The organism is Trichococcus sp. TS_SC_9 (assembly GCF_056156325.1).
Window position 1 is genome coordinate 445,892 of the sequence record NZ_CM149591.1, and the last position, 22,297, is coordinate 468,188.

At 46.3% G+C, this 22,297-nt stretch carries 21 protein-coding genes; all 21 read right to left on the reverse strand.

From position 1 onward, the window contains the following. Positions 1-46: 46 nt before the first annotated feature. Positions 47-1,018, reverse strand: a complete 972-nt coding sequence (gene trxB, locus AC0J5I_RS02000) for a thioredoxin-disulfide reductase (RefSeq protein ID WP_107995516.1) — start codon at positions 1,016-1,018, stop codon at positions 47-49. Between the two features lie 215 nt (positions 1,019-1,233). After that, positions 1,234-2,127, reverse strand: a complete 894-nt coding sequence (gene galU, locus AC0J5I_RS02005; protein WP_106449305.1) for a UTP--glucose-1-phosphate uridylyltransferase GalU — start codon at positions 2,125-2,127, stop codon at positions 1,234-1,236. After that, a complete protein-coding gene (locus AC0J5I_RS02010; protein ID WP_107995515.1) occupies positions 2,124-3,170 on the reverse strand; it encodes an NAD(P)H-dependent glycerol-3-phosphate dehydrogenase in 1,047 nt (348 codons plus the stop codon). The genes galU and AC0J5I_RS02010 overlap by 4 nt, the downstream gene beginning before the upstream one ends. 19 nt (positions 3,171-3,189) lie before the next feature. Further along, positions 3,190-3,840, reverse strand: a complete 651-nt coding sequence (locus tag AC0J5I_RS02015) for an HAD-IA family hydrolase (protein WP_159072165.1) — start codon at positions 3,838-3,840, stop codon at positions 3,190-3,192. A gap of 7 nt (positions 3,841-3,847) precedes the next feature. Beyond that, positions 3,848-4,684: a prolipoprotein diacylglyceryl transferase gene (lgt, locus tag AC0J5I_RS02020; RefSeq protein WP_475302934.1), complete on the reverse strand. Its 837-nt coding sequence runs from the start codon at positions 4,682-4,684 to the stop codon at positions 3,848-3,850. A gap of 22 nt (positions 4,685-4,706) precedes the next feature. Then, complete coding sequence (gene hprK, locus AC0J5I_RS02025; protein ID WP_107995512.1) at positions 4,707-5,645, reverse strand: HPr(Ser) kinase/phosphatase; 939 nt, start codon at positions 5,643-5,645, stop codon at positions 4,707-4,709. Between the two features lie 229 nt (positions 5,646-5,874). Continuing rightward, entirely contained in the window at positions 5,875-6,219 is a 345-nt protein-coding gene (locus AC0J5I_RS02030) for a phage holin family protein (protein ID WP_107995511.1), read from the reverse strand. Then, complete coding sequence (locus tag AC0J5I_RS02035) at positions 6,219-6,536, reverse strand: PspC domain-containing protein (protein ID WP_475302946.1); 318 nt, start codon at positions 6,534-6,536, stop codon at positions 6,219-6,221. Before AC0J5I_RS02035 ends, AC0J5I_RS02030 begins: the two co-directional genes overlap by 1 nt. 41 nt (positions 6,537-6,577) lie before the next feature. Further along, positions 6,578-8,089, reverse strand: a complete 1,512-nt coding sequence (gene liaX / locus AC0J5I_RS02040) for a daptomycin-sensing surface protein LiaX (RefSeq protein WP_475302950.1) — start codon at positions 8,087-8,089, stop codon at positions 6,578-6,580. A gap of 495 nt (positions 8,090-8,584) precedes the next feature. Beyond that, positions 8,585-11,434: an excinuclease ABC subunit UvrA gene (uvrA, locus tag AC0J5I_RS02045; protein ID WP_475302953.1), complete on the reverse strand. Its 2,850-nt coding sequence runs from the start codon at positions 11,432-11,434 to the stop codon at positions 8,585-8,587. A gap of 105 nt (positions 11,435-11,539) precedes the next feature. Then, positions 11,540-11,902 (reverse strand): ArsR/SmtB family transcription factor, encoded by a 363-nt coding sequence (locus AC0J5I_RS02050; RefSeq protein ID WP_475302957.1) that lies wholly within the window; start codon positions 11,900-11,902, stop codon positions 11,540-11,542. A 160-nt stretch (positions 11,903-12,062) separates the two neighbouring features. Continuing rightward, on the reverse strand, positions 12,063-12,722 hold the full coding sequence (gene phoU / locus AC0J5I_RS02055) for a phosphate signaling complex protein PhoU (RefSeq protein ID WP_107995506.1): 660 nt from the start codon (positions 12,720-12,722) through the stop codon (positions 12,063-12,065). Between the two features lie 57 nt (positions 12,723-12,779). Next, the gene (gene pstB / locus AC0J5I_RS02060; protein ID WP_475302964.1) at positions 12,780-13,532 is read right to left on the reverse strand and encodes a phosphate ABC transporter ATP-binding protein PstB; all 753 of its coding nucleotides are present in this window, start codon (positions 13,530-13,532) and stop codon (positions 12,780-12,782) included. Positions 13,533-13,534: 2 nt separating this feature from the next. Next, positions 13,535-14,350: a phosphate ABC transporter permease PstA gene (gene pstA, locus AC0J5I_RS02065; RefSeq protein WP_107995504.1), complete on the reverse strand. Its 816-nt coding sequence runs from the start codon at positions 14,348-14,350 to the stop codon at positions 13,535-13,537. After that, positions 14,351-15,211 carry a phosphate ABC transporter permease subunit PstC gene (gene pstC / locus AC0J5I_RS02070; RefSeq protein WP_107995503.1) on the reverse strand — a complete coding sequence of 287 codons (861 nt, stop codon included), beginning with the start codon at positions 15,209-15,211 and terminating at the stop codon, positions 14,351-14,353. A gap of 150 nt (positions 15,212-15,361) precedes the next feature. Next, a complete protein-coding gene (locus AC0J5I_RS02075; protein WP_107995502.1) occupies positions 15,362-16,252 on the reverse strand; it encodes a substrate-binding domain-containing protein in 891 nt (296 codons plus the stop codon). 276 nt (positions 16,253-16,528) lie between these two features. Beyond that, positions 16,529-18,325, reverse strand: a complete 1,797-nt coding sequence (gene pnpS, locus AC0J5I_RS02080; RefSeq protein ID WP_234402585.1) for a two-component system histidine kinase PnpS — start codon at positions 18,323-18,325, stop codon at positions 16,529-16,531. After that, on the reverse strand, positions 18,325-19,053 hold the full coding sequence (locus AC0J5I_RS02085; RefSeq protein ID WP_475302978.1) for a response regulator transcription factor: 729 nt from the start codon (positions 19,051-19,053) through the stop codon (positions 18,325-18,327). The genes pnpS and AC0J5I_RS02085 overlap by 1 nt, the downstream gene beginning before the upstream one ends. 358 nt (positions 19,054-19,411) lie before the next feature. Then, complete coding sequence (gene ftsX, locus AC0J5I_RS02090; RefSeq protein WP_475302980.1) at positions 19,412-20,299, reverse strand: permease-like cell division protein FtsX; 888 nt, start codon at positions 20,297-20,299, stop codon at positions 19,412-19,414. Continuing rightward, complete coding sequence (gene ftsE / locus AC0J5I_RS02095; protein WP_086629500.1) at positions 20,289-20,975, reverse strand: cell division ATP-binding protein FtsE; 687 nt, start codon at positions 20,973-20,975, stop codon at positions 20,289-20,291. The genes ftsX and ftsE overlap by 11 nt, the downstream gene beginning before the upstream one ends. Positions 20,976-21,177: 202 nt before the next feature. Continuing rightward, a protein-coding gene (gene prfB / locus AC0J5I_RS02100; RefSeq protein ID WP_199902984.1) for a peptide chain release factor 2 occupies positions 21,178-22,294 on the reverse strand; the annotation gives its coding sequence in 2 pieces (ribosomal slippage) (positions 21,178-22,221 and positions 22,223-22,294; 1,116 coding nt in all). Positions 22,295-22,297: the final 3 nt, after the last annotated feature.

The window sequence follows — 22,297 nt, forward strand, 5'->3', positions numbered from 1 at the left end:
CTTTTTATCGATTGGACAACAAATTTACTGTTCCACTGATAATCATTCAGTCAGCGGTCTCGGCAGCAGCTTCAGCAGCTGCCAGACGATCATGCAAGCCTTCAATGTAAGAAAAAGCACGGTTCCCGGCTTCCCCACCATCTCCGACAGCAGTCGTGATTTGGCGCAGAAGCTTCTGACGGACATCCCCGATGGCAAATATGCCCGGTACGGCCGTTTCCATATGCTCATTCGTGATGATCCAGCCTTCTTCATCCGTGATGCCCAGATCAAGGAAGGCATCCGATTGCGGCAAAATACCGACGTAGATGAAGACACCGTCCACGGCATTTTCCGTGATTTCGTTGGTGTGCTTGTTCCTGATCACCACACCCGTGACTTTTTGTCCGTCTCCCTTAATTTCTTCCACAAAGGAATCCCACGTAAAGGAAACTTTCTCATTCTTGAAGGCACGGTCCTGGATGATTTTTTGGGCGCGCAAGGCATCCCGTCTGTGCACGATGTTAACTTCCGCAAATTGCGTCAAGTAAGTCCCTTCCTCCACGGCGGAATCTCCACCGCCTATCACTGCTAATTTTTTGCCTTTAAAGAAGGCACCATCACAGACGGCACAATAGGAAACGCCGCGGCCGTTGTACTGCTCTTCTCCGGGAACTCCCAATTTGCGGTGGTGGGAGCCGGTCGCGATGATAATGGCACGCGTTTTATAGGATTTCTTGCCTGCTTCCACGATGCGGTAATCGCCGTCGATGACAATGCGTTTCACATCTCCGTAAGCGTGCTGGGCTCCGAATTGCATGGAGCTTTCGTACATCCTTTCAGCCAGTTCCGGACCCAATATCGATTTGAAGCCAGGATAATTTTCAATTTCGGCCGTATTGATCATTTCGCCGCCGGGCACGCCGCGTTCCAGCATCAAGGTACTCAAATTCGAACGGGAGGCATAAAGAGCCGCAGTCATTCCGCCTGGTCCGGCTCCGATGACGATGACGTCGTAAATTTTTTCAGTTTGTTCCATGTTTAGTGTATCTCCTTCTGGTGTTAAGTCTGTTCCGGGCTGGTTCCGGAATCTGGTTCCTATTCAGTTTACTCTGACTTTATTTTTTGTGCCACAATTCTGCTCAGGGCGCCGAATTAATGGAGAAGAAGCCGAGCCATGAATCGCAGAACGATTGATGGCCCGGCTTCTCTTATTTTATTCAAAAAACAATTGGCTTTGGATTGCCTAAATGACTACTTGCCTTCGTCCTCGGCAGTCAACTTTTCGCCCAGCTCCACCAGATAATTTTTCAATTTATCCTTTATTTCCGGATGGGTCAGACCGTAGGAAATACTAGTCGTCAGGAAACCGAATTTGTCTCCGACATCAAAGCGTTTGCCGTCGAAGCGTTTTGCGAAGACGCGCTGCGTTTGGTTCAGCGTATCGATAGCGTCGGTCAATTGGATTTCTCCGCCGGCTCCCGGGTTCTGATTTTCCAAAATTTCAAAAATTTCCGGAGTCAGTAAGTAGCGGCCGATGATCGCCAAATTGCTCGGCGCGTCTTCCGGATTCGGTTTTTCGACGAATCTGCGGACGTTGAACAAGCCAGGCTCCAATTCCTGATCCGGATCGATGATGCCGTATTTGGATGTTTCCTCATGCGGCACTTCCATCACGGCGATGTTCGAAGCATGCGTGCGCTCGTAAGCATCCATCAACTGCTTGGTCAACGGCACTTCATCTTCCATCAGATCATCCCCAAGCATGACCACGAAAGGCTCATCGCCGACAAAAGCTTTTGCCTGCAGAACCGCATGGCCCAATCCCAACGGATAAGATTGACGGACGAAATGGATGCGCAAACCGGTCGTTTCCTGCACCAATTCAAGCAATTCATTTTTGCCTTTTTCGCGCAGATTCGCTTCCAACTCGATATTCGAATCAAAATGGTCTTCGATCGGACGTTTGCTTTTTCCGGTTACGATCAGGATATCTTCGATCCCTGATGCTATAGCTTCTTCGACGATGAATTGAATGGTCGGCTTATCGACTATTGGCAACATTTCTTTTGCCATCGCTTTCGTTGCCGGTAAAAAACGCGTTCCGAATCCCGCAGCAGGAATCACTGCTTTTCTGACTTTCTTCATATTGACTGGCTCCCCTTTTCCACATTTTGAGAAGATTGTTCCGCTTTGCCTTCGCGCAGCATCAATTCCTCGATTGCTTTTTTGACATCGACTTTCTCGTACAACACTTTATAGATGGCTTCCGTGATCGGCATTTCGATGCCTTTTTCTTTAGCCAATTCATAAGCGGCTTTTGTTGTCGCCACGCCTTCAACGACCATTCCCATATTGTTCAGCACTTCATCCAAGTCCTGGCCTTTACCAATCAGATCCCCGGCTCGCCAGTTCCGTGAGTGGCGGCTTGTGCCGGTAACAATCAGGTCGCCTACCCCGCTCAAACCGAAGAAGGTCATTGGATCGGCTCCAAAGGCTGTTCCGAGTCGGCTGATCTCAGCCAATCCGCGCGTCATCAAAGCCGCTTTCGCGTTATCGCCATAGCCCAATCCATGGAGCGCTCCCGCACCTACGGCGATGATGTTCTTCAAAGCAGCGCCCAACTCAACACCGATGACATCGGTGTTCCGGTAAACCCGGAAATAGGGATTCATGAACAGTTTTTGCACATACCCTGCATCCTCTTCGCTCTCGGATGCGGCAGTGATTGTTGTGATGTCTTTTTTGGCCACTTCTTCCGCATGGCTCGGTCCGGAAAGGACGACCAAGCTATCGTACTTTTCAGTCGGAATCTCTTCCTGGATGATCACGGAAATCCGCTTATGCGTATCCTGCTCCAAACCTTTGCTTGCATGGATCAGATGCGGCTTCGTTTGTCCGTCCAACAGCGTTGCGACTTCTTTCGCGACCACGCGGATCGCTTTTGTCGGAAGTACGAACAAGAGCGCGTCTGCTTCGTTTATGGCGGCTTTCAGATCTGTGTATGCCACAATCGCTTCACTCAACTTGGCACCCGGCAAGTAATGCTCATTCGTGTGTCGTTCGTTGATTTCTTTGATTTGTTTCGGGTCATTCCCCCAAAGGCGGACATCATGCCCATTCTCATCCAATACCATGGATAAGGCTGTACCCCAAGATCCTGCCCCCAATACGGCGACTTTTTGTTTCATTTTGCTCGCTTCCCCTCGATTAAACTCTCACGCCGGAAAGAATGTACTCTTCCAACTCCTGTGGATCTTTGACTATTTTTGTTGGCCGATATGGTTGGATGAAGGCAGTCGTTTTTTCGGACCAGCCCACAAAAATGCTTGTTACACCCGCATTATTGCCTGCGACTATATCGTGGTGATTGTCCCCGACCATTACGCTGGTTTCCCTTTCGGCGTCCAGACGATCCATAGCCAGAAAGAGCGATTCGGGATCGGGTTTCGGTTGCGAAAAATCGCCTGAGCCGAGGATCGTATCAAAATAATCCGTGATGCCAAGGATCGAAACTCCACGTTTCAGCACATCGCTGCGCTTCGTCGAAACAACGCCCAAGCTGAGGCCTTCCCGTTTGAGGTTCTCAAGCACTTCTTTGATTCCCGGAAAAATGCCGATCATTTCATCATGTTTCTCCAGCATGACTTCCCTGTAGCGGGCGACCAGTTCATCCTGTCTTCCTTGATCAAGATTCCCGTATATTTCTTCTAAACTAGGACCGTTGAACTGGGACATTTCCTCTTTTTTGAACCGGCCCGGAAAATTTTCCTCCATGACGACAAAGTGGCTTTCGCTGATGAGTTTGTTCGTGTCGGCAATCGTGCCGTCAAAATCAAATAATACTGTTTTGAATTTCATTACTCTATTATGCTCCCTTTCTGGTGATGTCTGTGTAGTAGGGATCAGGTGGATAATTATTTCTGCGTCTGTAAGCCCAGATTCCCATCGCTCCAAGGAACAGCAGGATGGACAGCGCCTGTGAAACCCGGATAGGCCCGAATAGATACAGGCTGTCCGTGCGCATGCCTTCGATGAAGAAGCGGCCGAACGAGTACCACATGACATAAGTGAACATCACTTCCCCGACACGCAACAGCTGTCCTTTTCGGCGCAGGAACAGGATCAGCACAAAACCGGCCAACGACCAAAGTGATTCATACAAGAAGGTCGGGTGGTAATATATTCCGTTGATGTTCATCTGTTCAATGATGAATTCGGGCAGGAACAAATTCTCCAAAAAGGCGCGGCTGACTTCCTCACCATGCGCTTCCTGGTTCATGAAATTCCCCCATCTGCCGATGGATTGCGCAATCAGGACAGCGGGTGCCAGAATATCCATCGTCAATGCAAAAGAAATCCCTTTTCGTTTCGTGTACCAGTAAATTGTCAAAATACCGGCTATCAATGCCCCATAAATGGCGATGCCACCATTCCAGATCTGAATGATTTCGCCTGGGTTCTGTAAATAATAATCCAATTCAAACAATACATAGTAAATGCGGGCGCCGATGATTCCAAGCGGTATCGTCCAGAACATCATATCGACAATAAAATCCGGATCCAACCCTTTTTTCTCGGCCTCTTTCGTCGCCAATGTCATGGCAATGAGGATGCCTACCGCGATGATGACACCATACCAACGGATTTCCAACCCACCGAACGACAATGCGACAGGATTCAATGCGGCTATCAAGTTATTCATTTATCTACTCCTTCATTCATGCCTAATCATTTTTTTGAACATTCTCTTTTATCAAAGCTTCCAAATTTCTTTCGAAAGTCTCAGCGGCGTTGTAGCCCATTGTTTTCGCACGGAAATTCATAGCCGCCACTTCGATGATGATGGCAAGATTTCGCCCTGTCTTTACCGGAATCGTAATTTTAGGGATGCCGACACCCAGAATGTTCACAATCTCCTCCGTGCTGCCCAGACGTTCAAATTTTTTGTCTTTGCTCCAAAGCTCCAGGTTGACGATCAGGTTGACTTCATTGGTCTGTTTGACTGCCCCGGCTCCGAACAGCGTCATCACATCGATGATGCCGATTCCGCGGATTTCGATCAGATGGCGTAGGATGCCCGGTGCCTCACCGATCAGCGTATTTTCATCATGTTGATACAGATCAACGCGATCGTCAGCAACCAGACGGTGGCCTTTTTGGATCAATTCCAAAGCCGTTTCCGACTTCCCGACGCCGCTGTCCCCTGTAATCATGACGCCCATTCCAAAAACATCCACGAAAACCCCGTGCATAGAAACCCGTTCGGCCAACTGCGCTTCAAGGAAATTGGTGATGTTACTGGATACTCTTGTCGTTCTGGACTGCGCCGAAAGAATCGGTATGCCGGCTTCCTGCGCGGCTTTCGTCAATTCTGCTGGCGCCTGCAGCTTGCGTCCGATGACGAAGCAAGGTGTCTCTTTGCTGCATAGTCGCCTCATGACGATCAAGCGCTCTTCAGCGGTCATCCTCTCGATAAATGTCAGTTCCGTTTTCCCCAACAACTGGATACGGGCCGACGGGTAGAAATTAAAGAAACCTGTCAACTCGACGCCGGGTCTGGAGATTTCGCTGGTCGTGATTTTGTTGTCCAAAAATTCTTCTCCGCTCAGTACAATATAACCTGAAGAATTCACTAATTCCTTTACAGTAACTGTATTCGCCATTCTTATCCCTCGCTCTATCATTTAATTTCCTGACCCTGATCAGGCAGGATTATTTTACATTTTCGTCTTACCGCAAACAATGATTGCATCGCTTGTGGTTTATTGTATTCCTATCCATCATAACATTTTATGGGTGCATACGAAAGAACAAAAAGGCAGCTGAAACAATCGTTTCAGCTGCCTTACTTTATGTTATTTGGTGCTAAGTGCCGTAGTGGAACCCTGTTGGCTAACGCGCATCGTCCCTGCTCAGGAACATATGCACAACCGACATGATCAAAGCCACCAGGAACGCTGTGCCGTAGCTCGTGAAGTGAAATCCGGGACCGATCAACCAAGACGTAAGATACAGCATAAAGCCATTGATGACGAAGCTGAACAAGCCGAACGTAAGGATCGTAATCGGGAACGAGAGGATCGAAAGCACCGGCTTGATCAAAAAGTTGACGATGCCCAAAATGATGCTGGCCCAAAATGCCGTCCAAAGGCTATGCACATAGAACGAAGGTGCCATGAAATAAGCCAGAGCGATGAACACCAACGAATTGACGGCCGCTTTCTTCCAAAATCCCATCAAAAATCACTCCAGTCGTCCTCTTCTTGTTTTTCCACTGGTTTTGCTTCTTTTACAGATCTAGAGGCATCGGAACTGCGACGGGAAGACGAGGAACCATACGTTCCGCCGAACGATTGTCCGCTATCGTTTCGGCCTGGTTCAGGCATCAGTACAGCCATCAGGATGTAAAGCAACACGGGCGATCCGACACCCGCAAATACGGAAATCAGAAATACCACCCTCACAATTGTCGAATCGATGCCGAAGTATTCGGAAATACCTCCCAGAACACCGCTGACTTGTCTGTCTGTAGCAGATTTAGTTAATTTTTTCATGTTCGTTCTCTCCTTATATATGCCATTTATTGTCGCTATTTTTAGTTATTTTTTAAGAATATGTTTCCTGTTGTTGTCTTTAATTCTACCATAACCGGCGCTTCCTCGTCCATTCGTCTGAATTCCAAGTACTTGTTGGTGTGTTCATTTTTTTGACGGATGATTTCAATATTTTCCATCCGATTCATGATTTTGCCCAAAGAGCTGCTGGCTTTCACTTCTGCACTTTTGGAAGCCGGCAAGGACAGTTTGACGGAACCGTTGACGGAGCTGGCTTGAATTTGTTTTGCGTTGGTTCCTGGATAGGAAAGTTTCACATCGCCGTTCACAACGGAAACAGTTGCGCTGATGACATCACTCTTGATCGTCAGACTGCCGTTTATGGTCTTCGCCAGAACATCAACGATTGTACTTTCTGAAACATCCAGATTCCCATTGACGCCATCCGTCTCCAACATGATGGCCTTGAGACCTGAGATGACCATATTGCCATTGGTGGATTTGATGTAAAAATCTTTTCCTTCAATGTTCTTCAAGCTTGCATTCCCGTTCAACATCTTGATTGCGACGTAATCGTATTCACGTTTCGGCAAGGAGACGATGATATCGCATTTCACTCTTTTGTTCGGAACGCGGAAAGTAAATTTATCCTCATCCATCACCAGCGTACTCCGCGCATCGAATGCTTCCTTCGCTGTCGCTTCTTCGGTTTTCCCATAGATTTTCACATCCGCGGCGACCGAAATGGTTTCGTTATCCCAACTCTGCAACGTCACGTTGCCGTTGGCCAGTTGAAAATCAAGAATCGTCGCTGTATTTTGATCAAATGTGAATTCATGCTGGAATTTGCTGGTGATCAACCCAGGGATCTTGATGTTGAAATCAGTGTCTTTCCAATCGACATTCTCTACGACCGTTTGCACCGTGTCGGTCAAAAATTTACTCAGTTGTGCGCCTGCTTTTGTGAGGCGATCTGTGAAATTGGTGGCTGTGTCTTTCCATTCCTCTTTATTGCCCAGTTTCTCCCCAAAGGATTTCACGCTGTTTTCCACATGCTCCTTCTTGAGGTTGCGCATTTTTTGTTCCATCTCAACTTTTTCGGCTTCCAGTGCGGCAGCTTGCCCGCGCAGACCATCCAGCTCTTCATCCAAGCGCATCAGGGTGATTTCTTGTTCGCCCGTCAAATCGCCCAGTTCATCGGCTGTCGCCAATTCTTGCCTTTTTTCGGCTTTGTCGTTGATCTGTTTTTTCAGCGATTGCAACGCTTCGCCCTTCGCATCGATCTGAGAGGAGAAATAGGAAATTTCACTAGCCAGTTCATCCAAAATCTTTTCCAAATTTTCACGGTCTTCCCGCTCTTGCTCAGATGCTTGATCGGTTTGCTCTGTGTACTCTGATGCAGCATCAGGTTTATCGGTAAAATCTTGCTGCTGATTCAATTTCACAGCATCTTTTCCTTCGCGCTTCGCCAAGTTTTCCAAAAGTACCAATGCTTCTTCTGTAGTGATGATGCCTTCCTTTACCAACGCCAAAATACGGTCTCTTTCATTCATGGTAGTTCCTCCTTGATGGTTATCCATTTATCTATTCACTGACATGGGACAGTTTGCCTGTTTTCTGATTATCTTTTGCTTATGTCCTTATTATGCCTAATTTCCTTTCCCTTGTCATAGGTCTAAAGATTGATTTTCCCTTCAGCAGAAATGACTAGAGAATTGTAAGAAAAGCGGAACGGGTTCGTTCAGCCCTGAAAGAAATTTAGGAAATCTGACCTCGCAACGTTCCCTACGGTCACCTTATACTGGGAGTCTAAGGGATGAATCCCTAAGACTCCCATGCAAATGAGCATGGTAGAGCGCAATGGGTCAGATTTATCTAATTTCCGAAGGGCTAACCCGTGAAGCTAGCCAACGCTTTGGATTGCAAGGAACATTTTACAATCCTATAGAGAACACCAACGGTGATGCACTTTTGATTCCAATTAATTTTATACTTTCCTAGTATTACGAGGAAAAAAGGCCAACCGGAATCGGCTGGCCTTTCGCTATCTATTTTGTCTTTTTGTTTCTTGCTTTATCCCGTTCCAGAATGGGTTTCAGGAATTGGCCGGTGTAGCTTCCCTTCACTTCGGCAATTTCTTCCGGAGTTCCGGTCGCGAGTACGGTTCCCCCGCCGGCTCCGCCTTCAGGTCCCATATCGATGATGTAATCGGCCGTTTTGATCACGTCGAGATTGTGTTCAATCACGACAATCGTATTGCCGGCTTCCACCAAACGGTCCAAAACCTGCAACAATCTGGCGATATCGTGCGTGTGCAACCCCGTGGTAGGTTCATCCAGTATATAGAATGTCTTCCCGCTGGATACGCGTTGCAGTTCACTGGCCAATTTCATCCGCTGGGCTTCCCCGCCGGATAGAGTAGTGGCTGGTTGTCCTAATGTAACATAGCCAAGGCCGACATCGACGATAGTCTGCAATTTGCGCCTGATTTTAGGGATGGCTTCAAAATAGGCCAATGCTTCCTCAATCGTCATATCCAACACTTGAGCGATATTTTTGCCTTTGTATTGCACTTCCAAAGTTTCTGAATTGTAACGCGTGCCATGACAGACTTCGCAAGGCACGTAGACATCCGGCAAGAAATGCATCTCGATCTTCAGAATGCCGTCGCCGCGGCAGGCTTCACAACGCCCGCCCTTGACGTTGAAGCTAAACCGGCCTTTTTTGTAGCCGCGTATTTTTGCTTCGTTGGTGCTGGCAAAAAGGTCGCGCATGTCATCGAAGACGCTGGTATATGTTGCTGGATTGCTTCGCGGTGTACGTCCGATCGGGCTTTGGTCGATGTCGATGACTTTCTCCAGACCTTCGAACCCGCTGATTGTCTTGAACTTGCCCGGTTTTTCTTTCGTACGGGTCAATTCTTTGGCCAAGGCGGTCTTCAGGACATTATTGACCAACGAGCTCTTTCCTGAACCGGAAACGCCTGTGACTGCCACGATTTTCCCTAAAGGAAAGGCAGCATCCACATTTTTCAGATTATTTTCAGCTGCGCCGGTGATTTTCACGGCCCCTTTGTCTGCTGTCCTTCGTGTCTCCGGAACCGGGATGAACAATTTACCTGACAGATATTTCCCGGTCAGTGATTTCCTGTTTTTCATGACTTGCTCAGGCGTACCGGCAGCCACGATTTCACCGCCGAGTTCACCCGCCCCCGGTCCGATATCGATCAGATAATCCGCCTGCATCATTGTGTCTTCATCATGTTCGACAACGATCAACGTGTTCCCGAGGTCGCGCATTTTTTTCATCGATTCGATCAACCGATTGTTATCGCGCTGATGCAGCCCGATGGATGGCTCATCCAAGATGTAGAGAACCCCGGATAGGTTGGAGCCTATTTGCGTCGCCAAGCGTATCCGCTGCGCTTCTCCACCGGAAAGCGTCCCCGCTGTCCGGCTCAAGGTCAAGTAGTCGAGGCCGACGTTCTTCAGGAAAGTCAGACGTGACAATATTTCCTTCAGGATAGGCGCCGCAATCTGCTTCTCTTGTTCCGAAAGGGAAATCCCCTCGAAGAAGGCGACCGCATTTTCGATGGAAAATTCCGTGACTTGACCGATGTCGTGTTGGGCCACTTTCACGGACAGGGCTTGCTCATTCAGACGATAGCCATGGCAAGTATGGCAAGGCAGTTCGGTCATGTATTGGCGCATCGCTTCGCGCGTAAAATCGCTCGATGTCTCTTTGTAGCGTCGGTTGACATTGGTGATGACCCCTTCAAAGGGGATATCGACATCCCTGACACCGCCAAATTCATTCTGGTAATGGAAATGGAACAGGTCGCCTTCAGCACCATAAAGCAATTGCTTCTGGGTATCGGCGCTCAGTTCCGCAAACGGAAGGTCCATATCGATTGCGTTCTGTCCACAAAACTGGCGTAGCATTTCCGGATAGTAATTCGAACTGATCGGGTTCCACGGCACCAAAGCCCCTTCATTCAGGGAAAGCTGTTTGTCCTGAACGATCAAGTCGGGATCGACTTCCAATTTCATCCCCAGACCATCACATTCTGAGCAGGCTCCGTAAGGCGCGTTGAAAGAAAACAGGCGCGGTTCGATCTCACCGATCGTAAATCCGCAATACGGGCAGGCATGGTGTTCGCTGAACAAAAGCTCTTCACTGCCGATGACATCAACGACGGCATAACCATCAGCCAGATGCAACGCCGCTTCAATCGAATCGAAGATCCGCGAACGGATGCCTTCCTTGATGACTAGTCGATCGACAACGATTGCGATGTCATGTTTTTTGTTTTTTTCTAATTCAATCTCTTCGGAAACATCAAACAATTCCCCATCGACGCGGACGCGGACGTATCCTTGCTTCTTGATGTCTTCGAACACTTTTTTGTGCTGGCCTTTTTTCCCTTTGATGATTGGCGCCAGTATCTGCAGTTTCGTGCGCTCCGGCAGCTCCAGGACCTGATTCACCATCTGTTCTGGCGATTGGCTGCTGATCGGCGTGCCGTCATTCGGACAAATCGGGTGACCCACACGGGCAAAAAGCAGTCGCAGGAAGTCATTGACTTCTGTAACTGTACCGACTGTCGAACGGGGATTGCGGTTCGTCGTCTTCTGATCGATCGCGATCGCCGGGCTCAGTCCATCGATGCTGTCCACATCCGGTTTATCCATCTGGCCCAAAAACTGGCGCGCATAAGCGGAGAGGCTTTCCACGTACCGTCTTTGTCCTTCCGCGTAAAGCGTATCGAAGGCCAGCGAGCTCTTGCCCGATCCGGAAAGACCGGTCATGACGACAAGCTTGTCCCTTGGGATGGTGACATCTATATTCTTCAAATTGTGCGAACGGGCTCCCCGTACGATGATTTGGTCTTTTGCCATAATTTCAGATCCTTCTTTGACTTATTCTTTGGTTTTCGTCTACTTCCTGATTGTCTGTAGTATACCATATCCCAGGTTAAAAAGAACATTAGTTCGCACGGGTGTTCATGGATTTTTCTTGTCTGCTGCGACTGTATCGGCCTCTTTATGTCCATCGTCCCTGCCGTGTTCGGCATGTTCGACAGCCAAATGCAGAATTGCGTAGACATGCTGATCATCTTGACTGTAGAGGATATTTTTTCCGCTTCTTCTGCTCTTCACTAACTTCGCTTCGCGCAGCTTTTTCAGTTGGTGCGACACCGCCGATTGCTCCAAGTCCAGTTCCTCCGCGATGGCATTTACGTTCAGTTCCCGATTTTCCAATACATGGAGAATCAAAAAACGGGTCGGATCGCCTATCAATTTGAAAATTTTCGTCACAGCTGCGATTATATCCGGCCTTACTTCGCTTGTTTTTCCTGCCCCCATAGCTTCCCCCCACATTTCCTTTTATGTAGTGCCTATTTCTGTTGCTTTATGCTCATTCTATCAAATTATCGTTGATTCGCGAAAGTTTAAGAATCCGTGCATACAAAAAGAAGGCCTCCACCGTATCACGGGAAGGTCCTTCTCTAGTGGAAATGCCTGTTTAATTTAGTTCTTCCAATTTTCCGGTTTGCAGATACAGGATGCGTTCACAGATGTTGGTTACGTAGTCTCCGATTCTTTCCAGATAACCGGCAACAAGAATGTAGTCGGCTCCACCGAAAACAACTTCCGGATCTTTTGCCATCTCTTTCAGGCAAAAGCGGTTGATGCTGACGAAATAATCATCCACGATGCTGTCTTTTTCAGCGATTTCTTTTGCGTGTTGGACATCTTGTCTTACATACGCATCGATCGATTGCTCTACCATCAATTTGACAACCTCAGCCATTTCACCTATTTTCACTTCAACTTCAGGGATGCGCTTGCTGTGCTCCTCTTTTACGCGGATGACAGAACGGGCGATACTTACTGCGTGGTCACCCATTCTTTCCAGATCCGAGCTAGCTTTCATGACCGTGATGATGGATCGCAAGTCAGCCGAAACTGGTTGCTGCAAAGCAATCAATTGGAAACAGAATCGTTCAAGATCGACTTCCATCGCATTGATGTCTCTATCGTTGTCTTTTACTTCAGTCGCCAAGGTTCTATCATGATTGATGAATGCTTTTACTGCTTTCAAAATGGATTCATTGACTTTAAAACCCATTTTTGTAAATTGGGCATTCATTTGATTTAATTCATCGTCAAAAATTCTTCTCACAGTACCCCACCTCACTCCAATATTTCAATTAACAATAGTATAACATATTTTGATGATTTAGCCGAATCTTCCTGATACGTAATCTTCCGTTCTCTTGTCTTTTGGATTCGAGAAGATTGCTTTCGTGTCACCCATTTCAATGATTTCTCCAGTAAGGAAGAAGGCCGTTTTATCAGATACACGAGCAGCTTGTTGCATGTTGTGCGTAACCATGACAATCGTGTAATCTTTTTTCAGATCCTGGACCAAGTCCTCTATCTTCGCTGTAGAAATTGGATCCAAGGCTGAAGTCGGCTCGTCCATCAAAAGTACTTCCGGCTCGACTGCCAAAGCGCGTGCGATGCAGATACGTTGTTGTTGACCACCTGAAATGCTTAAGGCGCTCTTATTCAGGTTGTCTTTCACTTCATCCCAAATGGCTGCGCCTTTTAAGCTGCGTTCAACAATTCCGTCCAATGTCTTTTTATCCTTGACTCCATGGGTTCTTGGGCCGTAGGCAATGTTATCATAAATGCTCATTGGGAATGGATTCGGTTGTTGGAATACCATACCTACACGTTTACGCAACACGTTCACATCGTAGTCGCCATCGTAAAAGTTTTCTCCATCCAAAAGCAGGCTGCCTTCGATCCGGCATCCTGGAACCAAATCATTCATACGGTTCAGGCTCTTCAAGAAAGTGGATTTCCCGCAGCCTGATGGTCCGATGAATGCTGTGATTTCATTTTTTTCAATTTCAATATTGATGTTTTTCAAAGCCTGGAAATCTGTATACCACAGATTCATATCCTTTATGCTGATTTTACTCATATTTATTTTGCCCCCTTGGTCAATCGGTTACTGAAGAATGTTGAAATAGCATTGATGATCAGTACAACTATGATCAATACTACCCCTGTAGCATAGGATTCATCCACGTGCATGCCCTCACTTGAAAGTACATACATATGCAAAGCCAATGTACGGCCGGACTGCATAAAACTTTGCGGAAGATTGGTGGATGTACCTAATGTGTACATCAAAGCCGCCGTTTCTCCGACGATCCGTCCTACACCCAAAATCAAACCTGACAAGATACCCGGCATCGCAACAGGAAGAACTACCCTGAAAATGGTTCTGAGTTTTCCGGCTCCTAAGGCAAAACTGCCTTCACGCAACGAGTCCTTGACGGATATCAAAGCTTCTTCAGTGGATCGGATGATGACCGGCAATACCATGATGACTGAAGTCAGAACCCCAGCAATCAAGGAATATTGGAAATTAAGGAAGATTACAAAGAAAAGCATCCCGAACAAACCATAAACAATCGATGGGATCCCGGACAGCGTGTCGGTAGCGATACGGATGACATCCAACAATCGATTGTCTTTATCCGCATATTCGACCAGATAAAACGCCGTGAAGACTCCGATCGGTGCAGCAATCAGCAACGCCGAAATGACCAACATGAAGGTGGTGAGGATGGCCGGCATCATCGATACATTGCTCGTCTTGTATTCCCAGGCAAAAATTTCAAGCGACAGGTTCGGTACCCCGTTCCATAAAATGAAGCCGATTATGAAGAACAAAGAACCGAATGTCAGACAGGAAAAGAAATAGACTAAGAATTTGATGATTTTCGATTCCATTTAGTTTCCCCTCCTTTTAACGACTGAAAAGATACCATTGATGACCAGAATGAAGATGAAGAGTACAACTGCAGTGGCAATCAATGCGTCTCTGTGCTGCCCGGCAGCATAAGCCATTTCCAAAACGATATTGGTGGTCATCGTACGAACCCCTTGCGTGACGCTCTCTGGAATACGCGGCTGGTTTCCGGCAATCAAAATCACAGCCATCGTTTCACCGATTGCACGCCCAATTCCCAAAATGACGGAAGAAAGGATTCCTGATTTAGCTGCTGGCACAACAACACGCATTACCGAACGTTCATGTGTAGCACCCAATGCGATGCTTCCTTCGTAGTAGCTTTTAGGAACAGCCACAATAGAAGCTTCTGACATCCCGATGATTGTCGGCAAAATCATGATTCCCAATAAGATGGAGGCCGTCAAGATATTCATCCCTGTTCCTCCGACAAGTTGTCGCATCAACGGAACAATCAGTTGGAGCGCGAAGAAACCATAGACGATAGAAGGAATGGCGGCCATCATATTGACTGCCGGCTTCAGAAATTGATGCAACTTAGGCGGACAGAATTTAGCCATAAAAATCGAAGTGAATATGCCGGTTGGAACTCCTAAAATAATCGCACCGATCGTGATGACGATCGAACCGAATATCATCGGTAGGATGCCGAAGCTCGGTGTGCTGTTTGAAGGCGCCCATTTTGTTCCGAACAGGAAGTTACCGAGTCCATAATCGAGCATGAAAGGTATTCCACCCTCAAATATGAAATAACAAATCACAATAATCGAAATGACAGAAACAAGTGCTGATGCAAAAAATAGCCATTTCATGAAATTTTCCAAAAAATACTTCTTTTTCATAAGTTCCCCTTCCTTTTTTTAACCAGAATCTGATTGAAGGTCTTTCCTTTACATTATAATACATTTTCTATACTTTTATATCATTAATGAAAAAAAAAGGCCAGATTAATCTGGCCTTTTCATACAGTCTGAGTGAAATCTAATGTTAGTTTATTGAACGTCTGCCCATTCAGTTGTTTCACCAGTGAAGATTGCTTTTACTTGCTCAAGCGTCAAGCCAGCAAGAGTGTTTTCTTTGTTGACGACTACTGCGATACCATCAACTGCGATTGCATCAGATGTAAGTTCAGCAGCTTCTTCTTCTTTCAGTTCACGGGAAGACATACCGATATCAGCAGTACCTTCCATGGCTGCTGTCATACCAGCAGAAGAACCGTTTGAAGTGATGTCGATTTGAACATCAGGGTTTAAAGCTTTGTATTCTTCAGCAAGTACTTCCATCAATGGGGATACAGAAGTTGAACCTACGATTGAGATTGTTCCGCTCATTGAACCGTCGCCTGCATAAGCAGCTCCGTCCATTTTCGCTTCAACATATCCTTCTTCAACTGCGATTGCTTGTCCTTCAGCAGAGTGGATGTATGCTACAAAGTCAGCAGCCACTTCGCTAAGATCGCCTTTCCAAGCGATGTTGAAGTTACGTGCGATCGGGTAAGTGCCGTCTTGTACAGTTTCGTTTGTTGGTTCTACGCCGTCGATTGCTACGCCTTGAACAGTGTCATTCAAAGATCCTAATGAAACATAACCGATTGCATTTGCATCTCCTGCAACTGTAGAAAGAACGCCTTCCGTACCGTTTTGGATGATTGCTTCGGAGTAAGTGTTATCCACTTCTTCGCCGTTTGCATCTTCACCCAACACGCCAGTGATTTCAGTGAAAGCACCTCTTGTACCTGAACCATCTTCACGTGAAACAACGTTGATTGTACCTGCTACTCCAGTAGCTCCGTCAGATGATGCTTCGTCTCCGCCACCGCATGCTGCCAAAGTTGCACTTACGCCTAATGCTAAAACTAACTTGCTAAGATTATTCCATTTCATTTGAAATTACCATCCTTTTTGTTTGAATTATTTTGTTCTTTGCTGATAAATTCATTCTAACGTCTGAATGTTAATTTTATTACGTATAATTGTAAATTTTACGTTGAGATAAAATATGCTTTTCATCCTGCTTGTGTGAAGAATCCTGAGAAAGCGTTACCTTTTGTTAAAAAAGCTTTATTGATAACGTTCTTTAGCATCATAAATTGTAAATTTTATGTAAATACAAGGTTGTTTATTATAAAATTCTAATCTAATCCAAACTTTAATTTCATTTTATTCTTCATTTAGACGTCTGATATACGGGAAGCGAACGGTAAACGTGCTCCCGATACCCATTTTGCTGTCGACCGAAATAAATCCGTTCATGTTTTTGACAAGGTACCTTACTATGGAAAGACCCAAACCTGTTCCTCCTGTATTGCGGCTTCTGGCTTTATCCACCCGATAGAATCTCTCAAAAATTCGCAATAGATCTTCTTCCGGTATGCCGATGCCGGTATCCTTGACTTGGATGATGATTTCTTCGTCCGTTTGATCCAAATGGACGGTCACATGCCCCTTTTGATCCGTATAGTTCACGGCATTGTATATCAGGTTGGACAGTATCTGTTCGAACCTGCTCTTATCACCTTCAAAATATACTTCCTTTTCAGCTTTCAGCATGAGGGTGATTTCTTTCTCTTCCGCCTCTTTACTGACGATTTGAAAACAAGAGCGGGTAATTTCGTTTATGTTGATCTTTTCGATGCGCATTGGCACTTGTTTTTGTTCGACGCGAGAAAGTTCCAGGATGTCGTTTACCAACATATCCAACCGATTGGATTCTTTATAGATGATTTCCAAAAACTGCTTTAGAATGACAGGGTCGCTCATGGCTCCATCCAACAAAGTTTCAGCGAATCCCTTCAAGGCAGTCACTGGTGTCCGCAGTTCGTGAGAGGCATTCGTCACAAAATCCGTTCTTACTTTTTCCAATCGTCTGATTTCCGTAATATCGTAAAGCAAAACAATCAGCTGATCGCCCCTTTCACCCTTATTGCCTGGAATGAGGACCGTATTCACGTCAAGAATCTTTTCATCAGGATAATACTGATAGATTTCGTCATTCAGATGTTTTTTGAAATGATAGGTCTGATCGATCAATCTGATCACGCCGTAGCTTTTGAACAACTCCAGATAGGAATGACCGATCAAAGAATCTTTTTTCCCTACAATTTTTTGAACTGCGGGGTTCATCATTTGTATTCTCTTTTCCTCATCCAGCAGGACAACACCGATCACTAGTTTATCCATCAGCAAATTTATCCGCTCATTTGATTCTTGGATTGTCTGTGTTTTCTCTTGGAGACTATCGGAGAGATCATTCACTTTATCACCTAGGGCCGAGATTTCAGGATAATCGGCTCCGTAATAGCGCACTTCATAATTTTCTTCTGCAATCTGTTCCACGATTGTCTTGATGTTTTCCAATGGCACAGACAGGCGCCGCGTCAAACTGTGCGCGATGATGCTCGCCAAAATTACCGCAACTAAACTGAAAAGCAAGGCCGCTTCCAATGTATCGACTTTCAATCCTTCCAACTCGAAAAGATTATGCGACAAACGGAATATGCCTACAAAATCGCCGGACTCATTGTAGAGAGGAAACGCTGCCCGGTATACACTGTCCCCATTTTTGTCCTCTGTAAGTCCACTGCTGCCGTTTGCGGCTCCTTTCAGGACAGCTTTTATTTCTCTGACATCCTGCTGTTTCTCAGCAGAATCAATACTAGGATTGGATGAAAAAACCAAATTCCCTTTTTCATTCAAAAGGGCGATGGCATCCCCCTCTGCGAGCAATTTTTGGATGCCGCCTATTTCCTTGACCGCCGTAATAACGGTATCGGAATCTCCAATATACAGTTCACTCACCATCATGGAAATATCATTTGCGCGATTATCGATTCCGTTTGTTATGATAGTAGCCGTAGCGGTCACCAACATTTGATTGGTATAAAAAACTACTCCTGTCACCAGGAGTAGAAAAAGGCCTACAAAAAGGGCCAAAAATTGATTTGTAAATTTATGCATTATTTCGACACCTCGAATTTATACCCGAAGCCTCGGACCGTTCGGATGTATTGCGGATTTTTGGTGTCTTTTTCGATTTTTTCGCGGAGATGGCTGATATGCACGTCGACAATGCGCGTTTCTCCTGCGTAATCAAAATTCCAGATGGCGTTCAACAACTGTTCCCGGCTCAGGATGCGGTTGGCGCGCTTCGCCATGTAAAGCAACAATTCAAATTCTTTCGGCGTTATTTCGATCAATTCTCCCTCAACATGAACTTCGTACAGCTGCGGAAAAATCGTGATTTCGCCCACTTCAATTTTTTCTGTTTCATCTTCCGTCAATTCCTGTTGGGCAACCGCAACCGGTTCAGCCGGAACCGGTTTGTTTGTCCTTCTTAAGATAGCTTTCATCCTGGCCAACACTTCACGTGGGCTGAACGGCTTCGTCATATAGTCATCCGCACCCAACTCAAGGCCGATTATTTTTTCCAACTCATCATCCTTCGCTGTCAAAATCATGATCGGTGTATCAAATTTTTCCTGTCTCAGACGTTTACAGATGTCCATTCCGTCCATCGACGGTAGCATCAGATCCAAAATGATGAAGTCAAAAGGATTCGAGATGGCCAAGCGGTAGCCTTCCGCTCCGTCGGTGGCAGTTGTCACCTCATAGCCGTCTTTTTCCAAGTTGAAAGCCAACAATGTAACGATGGATGGTTCATCATCCACTATCAAAACTTTTTTCATGTGTCCTCCTCTGACCGATTGGGGTCCGGGATGGCGAATGCCATCCCATGTATATTTTGCAAATGTCGGTATTCTAAGCGCCTCAGCTTCCTGTTCGGCTCGCTTCCTTTTCAGCATACTAAAAATGTTGGAAAACGGCAATTCAGATTTCATTAGCTGTTTTTTGTTTCTTAAACCAAAAGTCTCCAAAAAGTGCGCTGTACAGGAGATTCCACAAGCTTTAATAGAAATCCTCGCGTGCGAAAATAATAATTGCGCTCTGCTGTTTTTCAGCTCAATCTCAATCGTTCATGCAACAGAAAAAGGTTCCGGCCATACAATAGTATGACTGAAACCTTTTTTGAACTCGAATTGTTTATTAAACTTTCAGGAATCTGCGCATCGAGAATACGGAACCGAATGCCCCGATAAAGATGCCGATGCCCACCATCAAAAGGCTGATGTATAGAAGGAATGGATTCGGAGGCAAGAGGCCGAAGTTCGTGCCTGCCAAGTAATCCCCGCTCACATCAAAAATGAAGCGGTAAAGGAATACGAGGAAGGTCATGGGAATCAATGCCCCTATCAGACCGATAACGGCTCCTTCAATCAGGAATGGCCATCTGATGAAGCTGTTTTTTGCCCCCACCAAACGCATAATTTCAATCTCTGTGCTCCGTGAGAATATGGTGATTCGGATCGTGTTGGAAATCAGGAATACGGCAACCAACAGCAAGCCGATGATGATGACAAGCCCAATCGTACGGATCGTCGCAATCGTCTCGAACAATTTATCCGCTGTGGCACCGCCGTATTCAACCTGCGTGACATACTGCATGGCGGATGCTGCTTCAGCTACTGCTTTCGTCTGCTCCGGAGCCGTCGTGTTAAGGACATAGGCATCATACAACGGATTGGCATCCCCACCGAACAGGTCGAACTCATCGCCGTAGCTGCCGATGATCTTATCCAATTCCTCGTCCTTGCTTGAGAAACTGATGGATTCCACATTGGCGATGTTCTCCAGTTCTATTTTCAACACTTCCTGCGCGGCCGGATCAGCCGCCAGATCGATGTAGACTTTTACACTCACATCATTTTCGACGTCGGAAGCCAATTTGTTCACGTTCAAGAGAATACCGGTAAAGGATCCCACAAGCAGCAAGGTCAGCGCCACTGCACTGATAGAGGCTATCGACATCCAGCCATTCCGGAACAGGCTTTTGAATGCGTCTCTTATGTGTCTCATAAATGTTCTAAATTTCATATCCATATTCTCCTTCTTGTTGATCTCGGACAATACGGCCATTCTCTATTGCTAATACACGGTGTTTGATGTCATTAACGATTTGGCTGTTATGGGTTGCCATCAGAATTGTCGTGCCTTGGTTGTTGATTTCTTCCAGAATGCGCATGATTTCCATCGACGTATCCGGATCCAAGTTACCTGTCGGCTCATCTGCAATCAGGACGCCTGGCATATTCGCAATCGCACGTGCAATCGCAATCCGTTGCTGTTCCCCGCCGGAAAGTTCATTCGGGAACATCCGCACTTTATGCTTCAGGCCAACCAAATCAAGCACTTCCAATACGCGCTTCTGGATGACTTTTGGACTTTTTTCGACTACTTCCATCGCGTAGGCGATGTTTTCATAAACGGTCAGTTTAGGCAATAGTTTGAAATCCTGGAAGACTACACCCACAAAACGACGCAACAACGGGATTTCTTTTTCCTTCATGGTCGTTAAATTATATTTGCCTACTTGAACTGTTCCTGAGGATGGTTTTACTTCGCGGTACATCATTTTGACAAAGGTTGATTTGCCGGCTCCACTTGGGCCTACAATATACACAAACTCCCCTTGCTCGATCTTCACGCTCAGATTATTGACCGCCGTAATGCCGTTGTTGTATTTCTTAGAGACATTCAGCATTTCAATCATTTTATCACCTGTCTTTTCTTTTTTTCCTTGCTGCCGGTCTGAAAGCTTCAGTGGCCGCAAGAATGCTTCCCTATTATAGCACGTTGCGTAAATATGTCTGTTTTAGTTTCTTTACAAGTATGTGTCAATAGTTTCTCAGAAGTTCAGCTGAATCCTCATTATTCCTGCTCACGTTTGGCCATTTTTCATTTCGTTGCGTATCTTACAGTTCTTCCTGATCCATCGTCATTTTCAGATAGGCATCGATAAAGGCATCCAGATCGCCGTCCATGACGGCCTGTACATTACCCGTTTCATAGCTGCTTCTGTGGTCTTTTACCATGGAATAAGGATGGAATACGTAAGAACGGATCTGTGAACCCCAACCGATTTCTTTTTGTTCTCCACGGATGGCTGCCAGTTCTTTTTCACGCTCTTCCTCTTGCAGTTGATACAGTTTTGCCTTCAGCATCCCCATAGCGGTATCTCTGTTCTGGAATTGGGAACGTTGCGCCTGGCTCGCCACAACAACGCCGGTCGGGATGTGTGTAATCCGGATAGCTGAGGACGTCTTGTTGATGTGTTGCCCGCCTGCTCCGCTGGCGCGATAAGTATCCACACGGATGTCATCCGGATTCACTTCTATCTCCGTATCGTCCGCAGCGATCTCCGGCATCACGTCGATCGAACAAAAAGAGGTGTGCCTTCTTCCGGCTGAGTCGAACGGCGAGATACGGACCAAACGGTGCACGCCTCTTTCCGAACGTAGGTAACCATAGGCGTTCAAACCCTTGATAAGGATCGTTACGCTTTTGATTCCGGCTTCATCCCCGCTTTGATAATCCAACGTCTCCACGTCAAAGCCTTTTTTATCGGCCCAACGCGTGTACATGCGGAAAAGCATGCTGCCCCAATCCTGGGATTCCGTTCCGCCGGCACCCGGATGAATTTCCAAAATGGCATTGGATTTGTCGTGCGGTCCGTTCAACAGCATCGTCAATTCATATTTTTCCAGCGCTTCCGTAAATTCTGTCGTTTTTTCGGTCAATTCTTCCAGGTATTCCGGATCTTCATCCTCTTTTACCATTTCATATAAGACTTCTAGGTCTTCATACTGCGCTTCCAAACTCTTGTAGGTATTGTAGACTACTTTTATTTGGTTCGATTGATTGATGACTTCCTGCGCCGCTTCGGCATTGTTCCAAAACTCAGGATCCAACATGCGATCGTCGAATTCCGCTATATCCGTTTCCAGGCCATCTAAGTCAAAGAGACCTCCTGAAGCTTGAGATTTTTGTTTCTGAACTTTCCAATATTGCTTTGATTTCACTTAATTCCATTTG

Coding starts and splice junctions, on each gene's coding strand:
- AC0J5I_RS02050 (WP_475302957.1), bottom strand. CDS start 11,902: ATGGGGGCAGGAAAAACAAGCGAAGTAAGGCCGGATATAATCGCAGCT.
- pnpS (WP_234402585.1), bottom strand. CDS start 18,325: ATGCATAAATTTACAAATCAATTTTTGGCCCTTTTTGTAGGCCTTTTT.
- hprK (WP_107995512.1), bottom strand. CDS start 5,645: ATGGCGAATACAGTTACTGTAAAGGAATTAGTGAATTCTTCAGGTTAT.
- pstB (WP_475302964.1), bottom strand. CDS start 13,532: ATGAGTAAAATCAGCATAAAGGATATGAATCTGTGGTATACAGATTTC.
- AC0J5I_RS02075 (WP_107995502.1), bottom strand. CDS start 16,252: ATGAAATGGAATAATCTTAGCAAGTTAGTTTTAGCATTAGGCGTAAGT.
- AC0J5I_RS02010 (WP_107995515.1), bottom strand. CDS start 3,170: ATGAAACAAAAAGTCGCCGTATTGGGGGCAGGATCTTGGGGTACAGCC.
- lgt (WP_475302934.1), bottom strand. CDS start 4,684: ATGAATAACTTGATAGCCGCATTGAATCCTGTCGCATTGTCGTTCGGT.
- AC0J5I_RS02035 (WP_475302946.1), bottom strand. CDS start 6,536: ATGAAAAAATTAACTAAATCTGCTACAGACAGACAAGTCAGCGGTGTT.
- AC0J5I_RS02015 (WP_159072165.1), bottom strand. CDS start 3,840: ATGAAATTCAAAACAGTATTATTTGATTTTGACGGCACGATTGCCGAC.
- ftsX (WP_475302980.1), bottom strand. CDS start 20,299: ATGAAATTTAGAACATTTATGAGACACATAAGAGACGCATTCAAAAGC.
- galU (WP_106449305.1), bottom strand. CDS start 2,127: ATGAAGAAAGTCAGAAAAGCAGTGATTCCTGCTGCGGGATTCGGAACG.
- AC0J5I_RS02030 (WP_107995511.1), bottom strand. CDS start 6,219: ATGGGATTTTGGAAGAAAGCGGCCGTCAATTCGTTGGTGTTCATCGCT.
- pstC (WP_107995503.1), bottom strand. CDS start 15,211: ATGAAAAAGAAGTATTTTTTGGAAAATTTCATGAAATGGCTATTTTTT.
- liaX (WP_475302950.1), bottom strand. CDS start 8,089: ATGAATGAAAGAGACCGTATTTTGGCGTTGGTAAAGGAAGGCATCATC.
- uvrA (WP_475302953.1), bottom strand. CDS start 11,434: ATGGCAAAAGACCAAATCATCGTACGGGGAGCCCGTTCGCACAATTTG.
- trxB (WP_107995516.1), bottom strand. CDS start 1,018: ATGGAACAAACTGAAAAAATTTACGACGTCATCGTCATCGGAGCCGGA.
- ftsE (WP_086629500.1), bottom strand. CDS start 20,975: ATGATTGAAATGCTGAATGTCTCTAAGAAATACAACAACGGCATTACG.
- AC0J5I_RS02085 (WP_475302978.1), bottom strand. CDS start 19,053: ATGAAAAAAGTTTTGATAGTGGATGATGAACCATCCATCGTTACATTG.
- pstA (WP_107995504.1), bottom strand. CDS start 14,350: ATGGAATCGAAAATCATCAAATTCTTAGTCTATTTCTTTTCCTGTCTG.